Consider the following 17,645-nt stretch of genomic DNA (forward strand, 5'->3'; position numbering starts at 1 on the left):
TCATGAATGCCATGACAAGAAATCTCCCCGCCACCATGGCCGCCGTGCTGCTCACCGGGCACGGCGGACCGGAAAAGCTCGTCTACCGCACCGATGTGAAAGTGCCGGCACCCGCGCCTGGCGAAGTGCTGGTCAAGGTCACGGCTTGCGGCATGAACAACACCGATGTCTGGGTGCGCCAGGGCGCCTATGGCACGGAGGAAGACGCTTCCGCCGTGTCGACCTGGCGGCGGCAGGGCAACACGCTTGTTTTCCCGCGCATCCAGGGCACCGACACGGTCGGTGCCGTCGTTGCCGTCGGCGCCGACGTTTCGCCGGACCGTATCGGCGAGCGGGTTATGGTCGATTTCTCGATCTACAATCGCGATGACGATTCACTGGCCGACATAGACTATATGGGCCATGGCCGCGACGGCGGTTACGCCGAGTATCAAACAGTGCCGGCGCAGAACGCGCATGTCCTCGACACGGAGATGAGCGATGTCGAACTCGCCACCTTCTGCTGCGCCTACCTCACCGGCGAGCAGATGCTGGAACGCGCTGGTCTGAAGGCCGGCGAGCGGGTGCTGGTCACCGGCGCCTCCGGCGGCGTTGGCTCGGGCATTGTGCAACTGGCACGGGCGCGCGGCGCTATTCCCTATGCCGTCGTCGGCAAGGGCAAGGAACAGGCGGTGCTCGACATCGGCGCCGAGGCGGTCATCACCCGTGGCGTCGCCGACCTGCCGCAAGCCGTGACTGAGGCGACCGGCGGCCAGCCGATCGACGTGGTGGCCGATCTCGTCGGCGGCGCGATCTTCAATGATCTGTTGCGCATTCTCAGGCCCGAAGGCCGTTACACCACCGCCGGTGCGATCGCCGGTCCGGTCGTGCAGCTTGATCTCAGGACCATGTATCTCAAGCAGCTGCAGTTGCATGGCTCCAGCCAGGGCACGCGCGCCGACTTCCGCCGGATCGTCGGATATATCGAGGCGAGAAAAATCCGGCCGCTGGTCGGCGGCATCTACAGGCTCTCCGATTTCCACCGCGCGCAGGCGGATTTCGTTGCCAAGGATTTTGTCGGCAAGCTGGTGGTGGTGCCCGATGCTGTCGCGGAGCAGCCGGCGTCGTAGCAACAAAAGTCCTGGGCCTTCGCTTGTTAGCTTGGCTTCCAGACTCTGCCCCAATCGGAATGGCTTGCAGTCAGATCGGCAAGCCGCCACAAACAGTGACGCCCACCGCGCCGCTGGTCCGGGCATCAGGTCACAGGATACAGGCGAGACATGACAGGCCGAATGATACTGCTCGACGCCAAGCCGCTCGGCGTGGCTGACGTCGCCGAGATCGCACGGCGCAACGCCCGGCTCGTGCTGGGTGAAGCGGCACTGAACCGCATCCGGGCGAGCCGCGCCCTCATCGAGCATCTCACCGGGCTTGGCAAGCCGATGTACGGCGTCACGACAGGCCTCGGCGCATGTGTCGACACGCCGCTCGCGCAGGCCGACCTGATCGCCTTCCAGCACAGCGTGCCGCTCAGCCACAGCATGGGCATCGGCCCCGCCCTGCCAACCGAAGCGGTGCGGGCGCTGATGATCGCACGCATTTCGGGCATGGCCGCCGGCGGCACCGGCACCTCCGAACGCGTGGTCATGGGTCTTGTCGCCGCGCTCAACGCCGGCGTCCATCCGGTGATCCCCACCTGGGGATCGATCGGCGCGGCCGACCTTGCCCATCTCGGCCATATGGCAAGGTCGCTGCGCGGCGATGGCGAGGCGGAGTTCCAGGGCAGGATCATGCCCTCCGCCGAGGCATTGGCTCTCGCCGGGCTCGAGCCGCTCGACCTGCGCGAAAAGGACGGCCACGCCATCATCGTCGCCAACAGCCTGTCGACCGGGACGGCGTGCCTGTGCCTCGAAGACGTCGCCCATCTCATCGACTGGGCGCTGGCTGCAGTGGCGCTCAACTATGAGGCGTTTCGCTCCTCCCTCACCGCGATCGACGCGGATGCCCTTGCCGCGCGGCCGGCCTTCGGCCAGCGCGAGATCGGCGCGCGGCTGCGTAAGGAGCTTGTGGGTAGCCGCCTGTGGCAGGACAAGGCGGCGCGGCGCCTCCAGGATCCGCTCAGCTATCGCTGCGTGCCACAGGTCTGGGGTGGCCTGCTCAATGCGTTCGAACAGGCAAGGCTGGCAACGGAGATCGAACTGACCCATTCGGGCGACAACCCCGTCATCCTGCCGGAGGACGAGCGGGTGGTTTCCAACGGCAATTTCGACCTCACTGCAATGACGCTCGCCTGGGAGCAACTTGGCCAAGCACTTGCGCATTGCGCCGTCGGCACCGCCAATCGCTGCATGAAGCTGATGTCACCTGTTATAGCGGACCTGCCGCGCTTCCTGTCGGCCAGGGGCGGCAGCCGCCAGGGCTATGCGGAGTTGCAGAAACCATTGTCAGCGCTCGAAGCCGAAATCCGGCATCTGGCCAACCCGATGTCGCTGAGCCCGCTGGCGGTTTCGGACGGCATCGAGGACCAGTCGTCGATGGCGCCGCGTGTGGTGGCCAAGACGGCCGAGATCATCGAGCGCATGCGCTATCTCGTGGCGATGGAACTGATCTTCGCGGCGACGGGCGTGGAGTTGCGCGGCGTCGTCGACAGCCTGGGCGAAGGGCCGCAGCGCACCTTCGCCGCTGTGCGCGCGCTCGTCAGCCCGCTCGACGACGACCGCGAGATGAGCGCCGACATGACGCGGGTGGCGCGGATGGTGGCGGGACCAAGATACTGAGCAAGGCGGACCTCACTCGTCTGCCGCGCTTTGCTCCCTAACGGCGGATGGCGCCACGCCATAGCGCTTCCGGAAAGTGCGGTTGAAGTAGGAAATATCTCCGAAGCCGACTTCGTAGGCGGTGGCGCCGATCGAACGCGCGCCCGAGCCCCGCGACAGCAGTTTGCGCGCCTCGGCGAGCCGCCGTTCGAGAAGATACTTCGAAAAGGTCGTCCCCTCACGCTGAAACAGCTGCTGGACATATCTCGGCGTGACACCGAGAACTCCAGCCACGATGGAAATGTTGAGACCACCATCGCGCAGATGGTCGTCGACGTAGCGCTTCACAGGCGACAGCCGATCCCGGTCCTGCTCCGATGGAGCTTCCAGATAGGCAACGACCAGTGGCAGTATTTCGTTGAAATGGGCGTTCGCCATCTCAGCCTCGCCAGCCGAATGCGGTCCACGCATCAGCAGATAGGCGCCGTAGGTGATCAGAAGCTGCAGCGGCGGGAACGTCCTGGGGATCGGTCGCAGCATCAGCTTCGACAGGGTTTCGTTAGAAATCCTGAACGCGCTGCCCGGCAGGCTGCCGCAGTCCAACCGCCCACCTTCCGGCAGATACCAGCTAAATGGCGTCTCGCCGGATACGAAAAGAAAATCGCCTAGCGCGGCTTCCGTCCTCAGCCCGCCCTGCTCGACGACGAGGGGACCTTCCATGCTTCGCAACATCAGAACCCTGTCCGAACCGGACGTTCCCTTGCCTGACAGTCGCAATGGCGAGGACGGGAAGAAGCATGTCATGACGCTCAGATTGTCGAGACCGCATCTGACGCCGCGCATCCCCGGAAGGACACCCCGGCCTGCCTCCAGCGCAACCTCGCCGATGATCTCGCGGAGATGAGCGGCGCATGATCGCCTGGCTTCGGCATCGTCATGACCCGACATGTCGAAGTTCACCGGGCTGATCCCGCCGGCATTGATAGGCCTGTGATATAACTGCAACATTTCCAAATCGGCTTGTCCGAGTTCGTTTTCAGCAGTGCCGGCTTCGCTTTACCCCAAGCGTGCCGCCGCCCCGATCGATAACATGAGTAATTGAGACATGTTTATTCGATCCGGGACAACGGAGCCAGCGCTTTATGGCTCGCGCCTTGACGGCGCCCGAATGGCCAAATTGGGGGTGCCACTATGTTTGACAGGTTGCTCGCGGGGACTTGCCTCGCACTGCTTCCACTTGTTTCCACCACGCTTCCGGCTAGCGCTGAGGACGGGACGGAACAGACGCCCGCAACGCTGCTCGAGACGGTGGTGGTGACGGCGGGCCGAACGGAGCAGCCGATCTCCAGCATCCCCGGCTCAATTCAAGTCATCGAAGGTGCCGAGCTTGCGCAACAGCTGAAGCAGACGAGCGACCCTGCAACGCTGATTTCCAGGCTGGTACCTGGATTTTCGATCGCCAACCAGACAATTTCGGGAGCTTCCGAAAGCTTTCGGGGCCGTGGCGTGCTCGTGTTGGTCGACGGCGTTGCGCGCAACACGCCGCTGCGCGACGTTTCGCGCACGCTTGCGCTGATCGACCTCGGCAAAGTCGAGCGCATCGAGGTGGTCAACGGGGCGAGCAGCCTCTACGGCTCGGGCGCCACCGGCGGCACCATCAATTTCATCACCAGGCGAGACGCGACCGAAAAGCCGACCGTGACGGTCGAGACGAAGGTGAAGGCCTTCACTTCCAATCCCGGCAGATCCGCGGCGCCCGAAATCTCGCTCTCGGCCACGCAGAAGATCGGCAAGTTCGATTACCTGGTCTCGGCAAGCGGTCAGCGGACGCGGCGGACCTATGATGGCGATGGCCGCGAGTTGCCATCCGATGCCATGCTTGGCCAGGGCGGCGGCGACCGCACGGACTTCGGCAACCTCTATGCAAGGCTGGGATATGAGGATGGGTCTCGCCGCTTCGAGGTCTCCGGCGAACTGGTCCGCATGGAGCAGAATCCGGACTGGTTCTCCAATTTCCAGGCCACGCCGGCGGTGCCAGACTACACGGCGCCCTATACGGGCGAATCCGTGATGGAGAATTCGAAGTATTTCACCGCGCGCTATACCGACACGGCCTTCGCGCTGGGTTCGCTCGAAGTGAAGTCTTTCTACAACGACATGGAGAAGCGCTTTCCCTTCACGCGCTTCGACCGCTTCGTCAACAATCAGGTCTATTATTCAGGCAACCCGCTCAACCCGCAGGCGAGTTTTGCCCAGACCACGCTCTTCAGCAAACGCGCTGGCGTCACGGCGACGGTCGAGACCCCTCTCGACGTGCTGCTGCAAGGCGCGACGCTGACCTGGGGGCTGGACTTCGTTCATGACAACACCTTCCAGCAGCTCGAGAACGGCTGGGACGTCATCAGCCCGATGAAGCAGAATTCGGTCGCCGGCTTTGCCCAGCTGCAGGTTCCGGTAACGGACCGGCTTCGCCTGCAGGGAGGGTTGCGCTACGAGCGCTACTTCCTCGACATTGAGGACTTCAATCGCCCGGCCATCTTCTACATCAACCGGCCCTATCCGGCGATCGACGTCATCGGCGGTTCGTTCGACTACGACAATCTGACATTCAACATCGGCGGCACGTTCGACCTGACGCCCGATGTCCAGCTTTATGGCGGCTTCTCGCAAGGGTTCTCGCTGACCGACATCGGCAGCTTCACGCGCCGGGCCGGCGCCAACAGCAGTGCCGAGCTGTGCGACGCCTATGGAGCGCTGGCGTGCCCCGGCGCCGGTGCGCCGGACTATACGGTCAGCTACGCCGATATCGCGCCCAGCCCGCAGATCGTCAACAATTACGAGATCGGCGTTCGCGGCGGCGAGGCCGACCATGGCGGCTCGCTGTCGGCTTTTCTTTCCACCTCCGACCAGGGCGTCAACTACGACATCGCCTCCAACCGCGTCTCGCAGCAGAAGGAGGAAATCTGGGGCGTCGAAGCCACCGCGTGGTGGAACCTCACCGGCAACCTCACTGTCGGCGGCATCCTTGGTTACACCGAAGGCCGCTACGACAAGGATGGTGATGGCAAGATCGACGACTGGCTGCCGAACAACAGGATAGCCACGCCGGTGCACGGCACCGTCTACGGAACCTATGTCTTCGACAACGGCCTCAACCTGCGCGGCGAAGTCCAGTTCTTCACCGGCCGGGACAAGATCACGACGGTGCCCGAGATCAAGGGAGCGGCGCTGGTAAACGTCCTTGCGAGCTACAAGGTCGGCGAGGGCGACCTCAGCGTCGGCATCGAGAACCTGTTCGACACCGACTACATGAACCCGACAGCAAGCGCCACGCGCAACAACGTCGTCAACGGTTTCGGCCGGACGATCTCGCTCGGCTACAAGGTCACCTTCTGAGATGGTCCACTTCGAGATGCATGATGACGGTATCGTCGATCTGCGGCTCTACCCGCCGCACGCGCAAACCGATGAGGCCGACTATCTCTCCGCGCTCGACCGCATCGGCCATCTCGAAGGGCCTTATGCCATCGTGGTCGACATTGCGGGCAACACGCATCTGTCCCGCGAGGGTGAAATTCGTCAGGCGGCATGGGCAAAGGCGACACGACAACGCATTTCCAGTTCGTGCCGGGCGCTGGCGTTGGTGCGCGAGAATCCCAACCCACGATCACGCCAATCCTTCGAACGGCTCTGGGCCATTCCGGTCCATGTCACCAGCAACCGCGACGAAGCGCATCAATTCGCCGCCAGGCATCTCGGCAGGGCCGCAAGACCATGACCGAGCTCGCGCCGCAAGCCATTGGTACAACGGCCGGCCAGCGGGGTTCGGGCCGCCTGCGGCTCTTTGCCGTCCTGGCTGGTCTGTATCTCGCGCAAGGCATTCCGGGGTATCTCCTGGTCGCCGCCGTGCCGCCGATCATGCGCGAACTTGGGGTGTCGCGAACCGCCATCGGCATGCTTGCCATACTGATGATCCCGCTGACGATCAAATTCCTCTGGGCGCCGCTGGTCGACCGTATCAGGCCGATGGCGATCGGGCATCGCCGTGGCTGGATCCTTCCCACGCAGATCGGCACGGTGATCGCGATCGCGGCACTTGCCCTGGTGGAACCGACCGATCTGAAAGCCATATTCGTCATAGGGTTCGCGATTGCGGTGCTGACATCGACGCAGGACATCGCCACCGACGGCTATGCCACGCTTGCCCTGGAGCAAGAGGATCGTGCCATGGGCAATGCGATCCAGGGCGGAGCGGTTGCGCTCAGCGTCATCGTCGGCGGCACGGTTTCGCTGCTTCTCTACGGCTGGGTCGGCTGGCAAGCCATGGTGCTGACGATCGCGGCGATCTCGGCATTGCCGTTGATCGCGATCGCCTTCATGCCGGAGGACACGATCACAAGAACTGTGGAGACGCGTGCAAGACCATCGCTTTCCAGCTTCCTGAAGCGGCCGGAGGCCGTGACGGTTCTGATGATCGCCTTGACCTACCGCGCGAGCGAGGGGTTGGTGAAATCCATGGAAGGGTCCTATCTGGTCGACGCCGGCTTGCCGTTGTCGGCGATCGGATATCTGAGCGGCATCTCGGCGGCAACGGCCGGCATTGCCGGTTCCTTCATCGCGGCCATGCTGGTTCGACGCTCGGGTGCGGGCGGGACGTTGCTTTTGCTCGGCACGCTGCGCACGGTCTGTTTCCTGTTGTTTGCCCTCCACGCGGCCGGCCAGGTGACAGGCATATGGGCATTGCTGGGAGCGGCTGGATTTCAGACCTTGATCCGCTACATGGAGATCGTCGCGCTCTACAGCCTGTTCATGGCGGTGTCGTCAAAGGACCAGCCGGGGACCGACTTCACCATTCTATCCTGTGCCCAGATCATCATCTATCTGGTTGGCTCGATGATGGCCGGGGCAATCGCCGACCGCATCGGCTATTCCGCGCTCTTCTTCATCGCCACACTTGTTTCCGGTCTGGCCACAGTGCTGACGGTGCATCTTCTCTCGAGGCTCGCGAGAAAACTGCCTGGAGCAGGATAGCGTCCTGAAATGACGCGCCTGGGTGGGGCACGGCAGGCCGAAACTATTGGTAAGGGCCCCTGAGATTGAGCTTGTCGGCCAGGAGGCAGAAGCGGTCGATCAGCCGGACAAGTTCTTCGCCCTGTTCACCGACAATCGCGCCGCGCTCGGCGGGCGGCGCATCCGATAGAGCCTTCCACAAGCGGCTTTGCCGGTCACAGACATCAGCCAGTTCGGAGCATTCGCCGGCGGTCAGTTTCAGGAGATGATCAGCCGTCACCGGTCCGATGCCGGGCGGCGTCGTCGCGCCAAGGGAAAGATAGCCCGGCGGCACTGTGCCTTTCGCATTGGTCACCGATTTGCGGCAGATGACATCGAAAATCTGGTCGACGGCCTGCTTGGCACCAGCGACGCGCGAGGGATGGTCCGTGTCGGCCGCGGCATGCGGCAGGAGTTCAAGCCTGGCGCCATGCCTTTCGACAAGGTCGAGATAGGGCAGCATCGGGCCGGAGAGACGCCCGGTCGATACATCGCTGAAGAGATCGGCATCGATGGCGGCGTGGCGCACCTGCCCCGCATCCAGCGCGTCGCCAAGCGCCGCAACGTCGACAAGCTCACCGCGGTCGTAATTGACCAGCACCGCGCCCCTGTTCATGCGTAACAGGACACCCGAACCGATGAGCCCGGCATTGGCGTAGCGGCCAGTCTGCGCGTCCTGCTTGCCCAGGCCGACATGGACACTCAGCACATCGGCGCCTTCCGCCGCATCGACGAGGTCCGCCGCATAGGTGAAACCCTCGGCTTCGATCCAGTCGCGATGCCGTGGCCGTGCATGGATCACCACGCGCATGCCGAAGGCGCGGGCGAGCTTGGCCACCTCGCGGCCGATATTGCCATAGCCGATGATCGCGATCGTCTTGCCTTCGAGCTTCTCGGTCGGAAAATCGCGCAGTTCCCTGCCGGTATCGAAGGCGCCGCGCGCCACCCGGTCGTGCAGCAAGTCGACCGGGAGATCCGGCAGCACTTTGAGGATCGCCTTCATCACCATCTGCGCGGTGGCGCGGCTGTTGATGCCGGGCGTGTTCATCAGCACCGCGGTGCCGCCCTCGCCGCCGCCGCCCCAGGAGCGAGAGCCCATATTGCCGGTGCCGGCGCCGATGCGCACGCCGGCCAGCGGAAAAACGGTCTCGGCGGGCAGAAAGGTCGCCGCCGCGATGACGGCGTCATAGCGTCCGTCGCCCGCGGCTTCGATCAGCTCTTCCCGGTTGCTGAGGTCCGGCTGGTAGAAGAAATGCACCCGGCCGCGCTCAAGTCGCGCTTTGTCTCCAAGCGCAGCAGCGTGGAACCGGCCGCCCTTGGCTTCGATATGGGCGCGCACTTCGCTCGGGTCAGGCTTGCCGTCGGGTCCGAGGCGCAGGCCGACCAGATCGCAGATCAGCACGGTGTAGACGGTTTGCGCATCGATCGGCTCCGCGGCCTGTGTGCTGGTGTTTGTGGTCACGTCGTCCCCCAATGCAAGTGCGGCAAGCCCTACTGCGGCAGCAAGGTATCCTGAATAATCAGAACCTATCCGCCCGGAAAGGTGTCTGATCGATCGCTGGCGGCAAACCGGCGGCAAGTTGCGACACGATCGCCTTTTCAGGCACAGTGCGATGCCGCCTTTGGCCCCTTGAAGGGTCAAGTCGGACACGCGTAACATCGCGACATCAGAACTGAGTCTGCTTTATTCATCCGGGCTAATGTCCGGATTAGACTGGATATTTTCCTTTGAGTACGGATGCAGCCAGCAGCGTGGCGAAGCGCGGCAAATCGTTTGCCCATGTGGCGGAAGCCTCCTGGGGCAAAGGCCTCAGCACCTTACTGCGGATCGTGCGCATGACGCTGCGCCATCCCTGGCAAGTCGCCATCACCCTCGCCTCGACCTTCATCGCCGCGACGCTGCAGCTTTTCATTCCGCGCTTGCTCGGACGTGCCATCGACCAGGCTCAAGGCGTGATGGCCGCGGGTGCCGGAACCGCGGCCGAGCAGGCGCTCTGGAACACGGCGCTGACACTGCTCGTCGTCAGCATCCTGCGTGGCCTCTTCACCATGGCGCAGAACTATTATGGCGAGGCGGTCGGCCACCAGACCGGCTATGAATTGCGGCTCGCCTTCTACGAGAAGATCCAGCGCCTGAGCTTCTCCTTCCACGACCGGGTGCATACCGGCGATCTCATCACGCTCGGGCTGCTCGATCTCGACGGCGTGCGCATGTTCTTTTCCACCGGCATCCTGCGCGTGGTGCTGCTCGGCGTGCTGATCGGCGTTGGCGCCTACCTCTTGATCAGCACCGATCTCGTGCTCGGGCTGCTCAGCCTCAGCTTCGTGCCGTTCGTCGCCTGGCGCTCCTCGGTCACTCAGTTGAGACTCCGGAGCACCTGGCTGACGCTGCAGGAGCGGCTGTCGGTGCTGAGCCGGGTGATGGACGAGAATCTCGGCGGCATCCGTGTCGTGCGCGCCTTCGCGGCGCAGCGCCATGAGCTCGCAAAATTCGACCGCGCCAAGCAGGACGCGCTCGAGCTGGCCAATGAACGCGTCGACATCCGCGTCTCCAACACCAGCGCCATGAATTTTTCCTTCCTCGCCGCCATGGGGCTGGTTCTGTGGTTCGGCGGCCAGAAGGTGATCGAGGGCCAGATCAGCGTCGGCACGCTGGCCCAGTTCCTCACCTTCATGACCATCCTGCAGATGCCGGTGCGCCAGCTCGGTCTGATGGTCAATTCGTTCGCGCGCGCCTCCACCTGCGGCACGCGGCTGTTCGAACTGCTCGACACCGAGCTCGACATCAAGGACGCGCCCGATGCCAGGGAACTGGTCATCACCGAGGGCGTGCTGCGTTTCGACAATGTCGGCTTCCGGTATGAGGGCGCGGGCGGCCGTCCGACCCTGTCCGGCATTTCTTTCGAGGCCAAGTCCGGCGAGACGGTCGGCATTGTCGGTCCGCCCGGCAGCGGCAAATCGACCATCGCGCATCTGATCCCGCGCTTCTACGACGTGACCTCGGGCGCGATCACCATCGACGGCCAGGACATCAGCAAGGTCACGCTGCAATCGCTGCGCAAGGTGGTCGGCGTCGTGCAGCAGGACGCGTTCCTGTTCACCACGTCGATCGAGAACAACATCGCCTACGGCAATCCCTGGGCGCGGGAGACGCGAATTGGACAGGCCGCCGAGTATGCCCAGTTGCACAACTATATTATCGGGCTTCCGGCCGGCTACACCACGGTCGTCGGCGAGCGCGGCGCGTCGCTTTCCGGCGGCCAGCGGCAGCGCCTGACCATCGCGCGCAGCCTGATGCTGCGGCCATCGGTGCTGGTGTTCGACGATTCCACCGCGGCCATCGACGCCGGCACAGAGCAGCGCATCCGGGCGGCGATGAAACGCTTCGCCAAGGATCGTGTGACGCTGATCATCTCGCACCGGCTGAGTTCACTGATGCACGCCGACCAGATCCTGTTCGTCGAGGGCGGCCGAATCGTCGAGCGCGGCACGCATGAGGAATTGCTGGCGCTCGGCGGGCGCTATCGCGCGCTCTACGACCTGCAGCTGCGGCCGGACGAAGACCGGCTCGAGGGAGCCGCATGATGCCGACGCAGGACGACGACGAGAAGGATGACAAAAGCGGACGGCCGACAAAGGCGGTCGTCGGCTCGCACCGCGACGAGGAAGAGGTTTTCGGCAAGGCCTATGACCCCCGCATCATCAGGCGCATCTGGAGTTTCGTCAGGCCGTATCGGGGCCAGATCTTCATCTCGGTCGCCGCTGTGCTGGTGTTCACGCTGACCCAGCTGGCGATCCCGCTGGTGATCCGCTACGCCATCGATCATGGCATGACTCCGGGCAAGCTCGACCGTTCGGTGATGATCTCCGCGATCGCCGCCTTCACCGTGATCATCCTCGTCAACTACGCCGCCAGCCATGTGCAGGAGAGCGTCGTCGGCAAGGTGGCCGAGAACGTGCTCTCCGACCTGCGCCGCGCCATGTTCAGTCATCTCCAGCGCGTCTCGCTGAGCTTTATGGACAAGACCGAGGTCGGCCGGCTGATGTCGCGCCTGCAAGGCGACGTCAATTCGATGCAGGAATTCCTCGAAACGTCGGTCATGTCGGTGGGCGACATCGTGCTTTTGTTCGGCATCGTCACCGTCCTGCTCTGGCTCGATTTTCGGCTCGGGCTGCTGACGCTGTCGACCATGCCGATGCTGTTCATCGTGCGCCTGTTCTGGCTGCCGCGCGCCAAGGTCGCCTTCATGGCCGCGCACGAGACCAACTCCATCGCCAATGGCGCTCTGGCCGAAGGGATCCACGGCGTGCGCACCGTGCAGAGCCTCGAGCGCCAGCATGTCAACTTCGACCTGTACGACGAGAAGGTGCTGGCCAATCTCAATGCTCATCTGCGGTCTGCGAAATACGCGCAGGTGATGGTGCCGATCGTCGACACGCTTACCGGCATCGCCATGGCGACGGTCATCGTGGTCGGCGGTTCGATGGTGCTGTCACACAGCCTCGATGTCGGCGTCATGGTGGCGTTCCTGTTCTATATCCAACGCTTCTTCGACCCGATCCGCTCGCTGACCATGCAATACAGCGTCATGCAGCGCGCCATGGCTTCGGGCCAGCGCATCTCCGAAGTGCTTGATGTGCCGGTGGATGTCAGCGACAAGGAAAACGCGGTGGCGCTGTCGCGCGACATGGACGGCTCGGTCGAATTCAGGAACGTCACCTTCGGCTACCGGCAGAACCAGCCGGTGCTGAAGAACATCTCCTTCCGCGTCAATCCAGGTGAGACCGTGGCCCTTGTCGGCCCGACCGGTTCGGGCAAATCGAGCTCGATGGCGCTTGTGCACCGCTTCTACGATGTCTGGTCGGGCGAGGTTCTGGTCGGCGGCCATGATGTGCGTGACCTGACACAGGATTCGCTCGGCGACCAAGTGGCCATGGTGCTGCAAGAGCCGTTCCTGTTCTCCGGCACGGTGCTGGAAAACATCCGCTACCACAAGACATCAGCCAGCCGCGAAGAGGTGGTGCGCGCCGCACAGGCGGTCGGTGCGCACGACTTCATCGAGCACTTGCCCGATGGCTACGACACCGAACTCGAACAGCGCGGCGGCAATCTCTCGCTCGGCCAGCGCCAGCTGATCAGTTTTGCGCGCGCGCTGGTGGCCGATGCCAAGATCCTGGTGCTCGACGAGGCCACCGCCAGCATCGATTCCTACACCGAGATGCTGATCCAGAAGGCGCTGATAAAGCTTCTGGAGGGCCGCACCGGACTGGTGATCGCCCATCGGCTGGCCACCATACGCGGCGCCGACCGCATCATCGTGTTGCAAAATGGCGAGATCGTCGAAAGCGGCAACCATGAGCAGTTGATGCAGAGGAAGGGCCTTTACGCCCGCCTCTACAACATGAACTACGCTTCGTTCGACGACGTTTCCGAGGAAGAGATGGGAATGGACGCGGCGGTCGGCAAAGCGACCTGAGCGGTTCGAACTGATCGCCCTGCTCTTCCCCGAGAGATTTATTTGCGGGGTCGCCTGACGTGGCCGCTGACCTGCACACCGTCCTCGGCGCGCAGGTAGAGGAAGCCCGGGATCGAGAGCAGCGGGATGATCGCGGTCAGCAGGAACACCTGGTGGAAACGTTCCGGCGTGAGCACGTGGGCCTCCCCCGCGATCAGGCCCAGCAGCATGGCTGCGATCGAGACGCCAAGCGAAACGCTGAGCTGCTGCAGCACGCCGCCGAGGCTGGTGGCCCGGCTGAGCTTGTCCGCGGGCAGGTCGGCATAGGACAGCGTGTTGGAGGTCATGAACTGCGCCGAGCGGACGATGCCGAACAGGAAGACGTAAACGCCGATCATCCAATGCGGCGTATCGGCATTCATCAGGGCGAAACCAGCCACGGTGGCGGACCCGACGACGGCGCTGCCGATCAGCACGACGCCGAAGCCGAAGCGCCGCAGCAGCGGCGACAGCAGCGGCCGCATCAGCAAGGCACCGAAGCTACCGACGAATGTCAGCGAGCCCGAGGTGACCGGGCTCATGCCGAAGCCGACCTGCAACATCAGCGGCATGAGGAACGGCACGCCGTTGAGACCTACGCGGCACAAGCCGCCGGCAAGCGTGCCGACCCAGAAGGAGCGAAATCGAAACAGCGTCAGGTCGACGGCCGGAGCCACGACGCGGCGCGCATACCGCCCGAAAGCCAGCAGCAGCAGGACGGAAGCGGCCAGGACCAGCACTGTGGCTGAAACGGGAACGATCGGCCGGCCGATGCTTTCCAGTCCGAACTGCAGCAGCGCCACGCCGCATCCCACCATCAGGAACCCGGCGAAGTCGAAGCGCTGCACCGCTTCCTCGTGGAAATCGTCAACGAAGCGCAGCGCCGCCAGGATGCCAACGCAGCCGAACGGCACGTTGACGTAGAATATCCAGCGCCACGAGGCGTAGGTGGTCAGCAGGCCGCCGAGCAGCGGCCCGATGACCGGCCCCATGATGGCCGGCAAGGTCATGTAGGTCATGGCGGTGATCAGCCCGCTGCGCGGAAAGCTGCGCAGCAGGATGAGCCGCCCGACCGGCGTCATCATGGCGCCGCCCAACCCCTGCAGCGCGCGCATGGCCAGCAGCATGCCGAAACTGTTGGCCATGCCGCACAGAGCCGAGCCAAGGGTGAAGGTGAACAGCGCCAGCGCGAACACTTTTCGCGCGCCGAATCTGTCGGCGAACCAGCCACTGACGGGAATGAACACGGCGAGCGTCAGAATGTAGGTGGTGATCGCAAGGTTCAGCCGGACCGGCGTCGTGTCGAGGCTTTGCGCGATGGCCGGTATCGCGGTGGTGATGATTGTGGAATCGAGCTGCTCCATCAGAAAGGCGACGGCGACGATGATCGGGATGATCAGCCTCAGCCGAGGATCGCGCTCGGTGGCAAATTGAGGCTGTTCCAATGCTCCGGCCAATTCCGTCATGCAGGCTGCTTGTAGGTTGTAGCCAAAGTGGCGCATCCCGGTTCAAAGGCAAGATTGCCTCACTTGTGCCAGCCAGCCGGGGCCTGATCGCACGGCCATCTTATGGTCCGACAAATAGGTTGGGGGTAGTCCTTTCCACCTTGCCGGAAGTCAACAAATCTTGACCGGCGCCGTGAGCGGGCTGGGCACCGGCTGGACCGGCGACGTCACCCAAAGACGCTGCGCAATTCGGCGAGCCCCCGTCCCGGTTTCGTGAAGGAACGTGTCCGGCGGGGGACGCCTTTCCTTCCCATATCTCTGGAACGGAAAGGAGACATTCCCATGAAAAGACAACTCGTATTCATCAGCTCCATCCTGCTGACCCTGGCCACCAGCGCGATCCCGTTTGCAACCGTCGCCGATGCCGCCGTCGTCAAGCATCATTATGTCCACCTCACCGCTGCCCATGGCGGCCATTCGAATGGCGGGCATGGAGGTCACGGCGGCTGGGTCGGCGGCGGTTGGACCGGCGATAATTCGGCCACCGGCAATGGCTGGATGGACAACTACTACAACGGTTACGGCAGCTACCATGGCTACGCTGGCGACTTCTGCGGAACGATCGCGTGGACGCTCGACCTGTGCGGTCCCCACGGCCCCTGATCGCTGACCGCACCACACCGGGCCCGGGCAAGACAGACGACCCGGATGTCCCGGGACGCCTGCGTTGCGCACCGCGCCGGGTCACGTTCCGTCCCGCTTTCGTGAAGGAACGTGTGCAGCGAGGAGGCCGTTTTCCTCCCATGCGCAGTGTCGCAAACAAATAGGAGTGACGCTCATGAAAAGACAACTCGTTTTCGCAAGCTCGGTCGTGCTGGCATTGGCAGCAGGCACGACCTCATTTGCCACCACGGCCGACGCCGCGTTCGTCAGGCACAATGGCGGTGGCCATGCCATGGGCCATTTCCGCGGCGGTCATTTTGGTGACGGCCATTTCGGTGGCGGGCATAGATACGCCTTTCGCCGCGGGCACGGTCGCCATTGGGCCGGCGGCGGCTGGCGAGGCGGCTATTACGGCGGGTACTATGATGACTACTATTGCGGACCCGTCCAGCTGGCGCTCGGGCTGTGTGCCCCATACCGCCCCTATTATTATGGCCCGTTCGGAATCCTCTGATCTATGAGCCATGGCACCCGCGCGCGGGTGCCATGGGACCATCGGGATCAGCGACGTTGGCGGTCCGGATACTAGGCGATTTCGGGGCGTCTTGATGCCTCGCGGATCGCCTTGTGGACGCCGCGCTGCAAATCCATGAAGGCCGGGGTTTCCATCACCTCTTCCCGGCGCGGCCGCTCGATGTCGACGTTGAAGGTCTGCATGATGCGTCCCGGGCCGATCCCCATGACGACAATGCGGTCCGATAGATAGACCGCCTCTTCCACGTCATGCGTGACGAAGAGCACGGTCAGCCTGTGTTCTTCCCAGATCTGGGTCAGCAGTTCCTGCATCTGGTGCCGGGTCAAGGCATCGAGCGCGCCGAACGGCTCGTCCATCAGCAGCATCTTGGGGCGATAGGACAGCGCGCGCGCTATGGCGACGCGCTGTTTCATGCCGCCTGAGAGCTCGGACGGATAGCGGTCGGCGCTCTGCGGCAGCTTGACGAGGTCGAGATGCTCAAGCGCGATCTCACGGCAGGCCGTGCGATCGTAACCGGCGGCCTTGAGGGCGAACTCGATGTTCTGCCGCGCCGTCAGCCAGGGAAGCAGCGTGTAGGACTGAAAGACGACACCACGGTCGAGACCAGGCTGCAGGATGGGCGCGCCATCGATGCTGAGATCGCCGGCGTCGAAGTCCTGCAGTCCAGCGACGATCGACAGCAGCGTGCTCTTGCCGCAGCCCGACGTGCCGACAAGGGAGACGAACTCATTGTCGGCAAGATCGAGGTTGATGTCGCGCAGCACTTCCGTACGCCGCTCTCCCGTGCCGAAGCTCTTGTCGAGACCGGCGATGCGCAATTTGGGAACAGTCATCGGCGGTTCCTCATTGCGAATGGCCGTCCTGCCGGAACAGCACCTTTTCCAGGGCCTTCATGACCTGGTCGGTGATGAGACCGAGTACGCCGAGAAGCAGGATGTAGCCGATGATGGTGTTGGTCTGGAAATAGCGCTGCGACACGGTGATGCGATAGCCGAGGCCAGACGTCGCCGCGACGAGTTCGGCCAGCACCAGCCAGGTCCATGCCCAGCCCAGGCTGATGCGCAGCGTATCCCAGATGCCCGGCAAGGCGCTTGGCACCACGATGCGCGTCAGGATCTTGCGGTCCGGCAGGCCGAGCGTGCGGCCAAGGCCGATGAAATCGGCGGGAACCCGTTTCACATTGTCCATGATCATCAGCACCTGCTGGAAGAAGGTGCCGATGAAGATGATCAGGAATTTCTGCGTATCGCCGGTACCGGCCCACAGGATGGAGAGCGGCACGAAAGCGACGACCGGCATGTAGCGGATGAAATCCACCAGCGGCTCGATACCAGCCTCCCAGGAGCGGAAGCTGCCGATCAGCACGCCGATCGGGATCGACAGCGCAGAGGCAATGAGGAAGCCGATGGAGATGCGATACGCCGAAGCCGTGAGATCTATCCACAGCGTGCCGTCCGTGGCGAGCTTGGCGATCTGGGTCGCGACGCTGCCGGGCGACGGCAGAAAGATGGGTTTTACCCACTCCAGCCCGGTCGCCGCCCACCAGGCAAGGCCGAGCCCGACAAAGACGGCCACCGCGATCATCAGGAAACGCGACCGGGCAATGGGCACGCCGATCCCGGAGGATCGGCGGCGCCTGGCCTGTTTCGCGACCGGTCTCGCTGCGGGACCGGTCAGGCCGGTTTTCGCGGGGGGGTCTCCGGACATTTGCGTTACCACCGCG

General features: G+C 63.6%; 14 protein-coding genes. 9 read left to right on the forward strand and 5 right to left on the reverse strand.

The features are described from left to right. The first annotated feature begins 2 nt into the window (after nucleotides 1-2). Both MesoLj_RS30075 and MesoLj_RS30080 read left to right on the forward strand, forming a co-directional pair. Entirely contained in the window at nucleotides 3-1,109 is a 1,107-nt protein-coding gene (locus MesoLj_RS30075) for an alcohol dehydrogenase family protein (protein ID WP_202323578.1), read from the forward strand. A 150-nt stretch (nucleotides 1,110-1,259) separates the two neighbouring features. Beyond that, a complete protein-coding gene (locus tag MesoLj_RS30080; RefSeq protein WP_202323579.1) occupies nucleotides 1,260-2,756 on the forward strand; it encodes an HAL/PAL/TAL family ammonia-lyase in 1,497 nt (498 codons plus the stop codon). A 12-nt stretch (nucleotides 2,757-2,768) separates the two neighbouring features. Here the strand turns inward: MesoLj_RS30080 and MesoLj_RS30085 are convergent, their stop codons facing one another. Next, the gene (locus tag MesoLj_RS30085; protein WP_202323580.1) at nucleotides 2,769-3,695 is read right to left on the reverse strand and encodes a helix-turn-helix transcriptional regulator; all 927 of its coding nucleotides are present in this window, start codon (nucleotides 3,693-3,695) and stop codon (nucleotides 2,769-2,771) included. Between the two features lie 231 nt (nucleotides 3,696-3,926). Here MesoLj_RS30085 and MesoLj_RS30090 point away from each other — a divergent pair, with 231 nt between their 5' ends. Genes MesoLj_RS30090 through MesoLj_RS30100 form a run of 3 tightly spaced genes read left to right on the forward strand, consistent with a single transcriptional unit; the run spans nucleotide 3,927 to nucleotide 7,766 of the window. Beyond that, complete coding sequence (locus MesoLj_RS30090) at nucleotides 3,927-6,131, forward strand: TonB-dependent receptor (protein WP_202323581.1); 2,205 nt, start codon at nucleotides 3,927-3,929, stop codon at nucleotides 6,129-6,131. Nucleotide 6,132: 1 nt separating this feature from the next. Then, a complete protein-coding gene (locus MesoLj_RS30095) occupies nucleotides 6,133-6,513 on the forward strand; it encodes a hypothetical protein (RefSeq protein WP_202323582.1) in 381 nt (126 codons plus the stop codon). Further along, on the forward strand, nucleotides 6,510-7,766 hold the full coding sequence (locus MesoLj_RS30100; protein WP_202323583.1) for a RhtX/FptX family siderophore transporter: 1,257 nt from the start codon (nucleotides 6,510-6,512) through the stop codon (nucleotides 7,764-7,766). Before MesoLj_RS30095 ends, MesoLj_RS30100 begins: the two co-directional genes overlap by 4 nt. Before the next feature lie 43 nt (nucleotides 7,767-7,809). On the opposite strand, the gene MesoLj_RS30105 is transcribed toward MesoLj_RS30100, so the two are convergent. Then, nucleotides 7,810-9,246, reverse strand: a complete 1,437-nt coding sequence (locus MesoLj_RS30105) for an NAD(P)-dependent oxidoreductase (protein ID WP_202323584.1) — start codon at nucleotides 9,244-9,246, stop codon at nucleotides 7,810-7,812. A gap of 266 nt (nucleotides 9,247-9,512) precedes the next feature. On the opposite strand from MesoLj_RS30105, the gene MesoLj_RS30110 reads away from it, so the two are divergent. Both MesoLj_RS30110 and MesoLj_RS30115 read left to right on the forward strand, forming a co-directional pair. Then, nucleotides 9,513-11,369 carry an ABC transporter ATP-binding protein gene (locus MesoLj_RS30110; RefSeq protein WP_202323585.1) on the forward strand — a complete coding sequence of 619 codons (1,857 nt, stop codon included), beginning with the start codon at nucleotides 9,513-9,515 and terminating at the stop codon, nucleotides 11,367-11,369. Then, nucleotides 11,366-13,261, forward strand: coding sequence for an ABC transporter ATP-binding protein (locus tag MesoLj_RS30115; RefSeq protein ID WP_202323586.1), 1,896 nt, complete (start codon nucleotides 11,366-11,368; stop codon nucleotides 13,259-13,261). The genes MesoLj_RS30110 and MesoLj_RS30115 overlap by 4 nt, the downstream gene beginning before the upstream one ends. A 38-nt stretch (nucleotides 13,262-13,299) precedes the next feature. Here the strand turns inward: MesoLj_RS30115 and MesoLj_RS30120 are convergent, their stop codons facing one another. Beyond that, complete coding sequence (locus tag MesoLj_RS30120; RefSeq protein ID WP_202323587.1) at nucleotides 13,300-14,745, reverse strand: DHA2 family efflux MFS transporter permease subunit; 1,446 nt, start codon at nucleotides 14,743-14,745, stop codon at nucleotides 13,300-13,302. 321 nt (nucleotides 14,746-15,066) lie between these two features. Here MesoLj_RS30120 and MesoLj_RS30125 point away from each other — a divergent pair, with 321 nt between their 5' ends. Next, entirely contained in the window at nucleotides 15,067-15,387 is a 321-nt protein-coding gene (locus MesoLj_RS30125; RefSeq protein WP_140769485.1) for a hypothetical protein, read from the forward strand. A gap of 175 nt (nucleotides 15,388-15,562) precedes the next feature. Further along, complete coding sequence (locus MesoLj_RS30130) at nucleotides 15,563-15,901, forward strand: hypothetical protein (protein WP_202323588.1); 339 nt, start codon at nucleotides 15,563-15,565, stop codon at nucleotides 15,899-15,901. Between the two features lie 71 nt (nucleotides 15,902-15,972). Here the strand turns inward: MesoLj_RS30130 and MesoLj_RS30135 are convergent, their stop codons facing one another. Beyond that, complete coding sequence (locus MesoLj_RS30135; protein WP_202323589.1) at nucleotides 15,973-16,755, reverse strand: ABC transporter ATP-binding protein; 783 nt, start codon at nucleotides 16,753-16,755, stop codon at nucleotides 15,973-15,975. A gap of 10 nt (nucleotides 16,756-16,765) precedes the next feature. Then, nucleotides 16,766-17,629, reverse strand: a complete 864-nt coding sequence (locus MesoLj_RS30140) for an ABC transporter permease (protein ID WP_244735201.1) — start codon at nucleotides 17,627-17,629, stop codon at nucleotides 16,766-16,768. Between the last annotated feature and the right edge of the window lie 16 nt (nucleotides 17,630-17,645).

Source organism: Mesorhizobium sp. 113-3-9 (assembly GCF_016756515.1).
GTDB lineage: Bacteria > Pseudomonadota > Alphaproteobacteria > Rhizobiales > Rhizobiaceae > Mesorhizobium.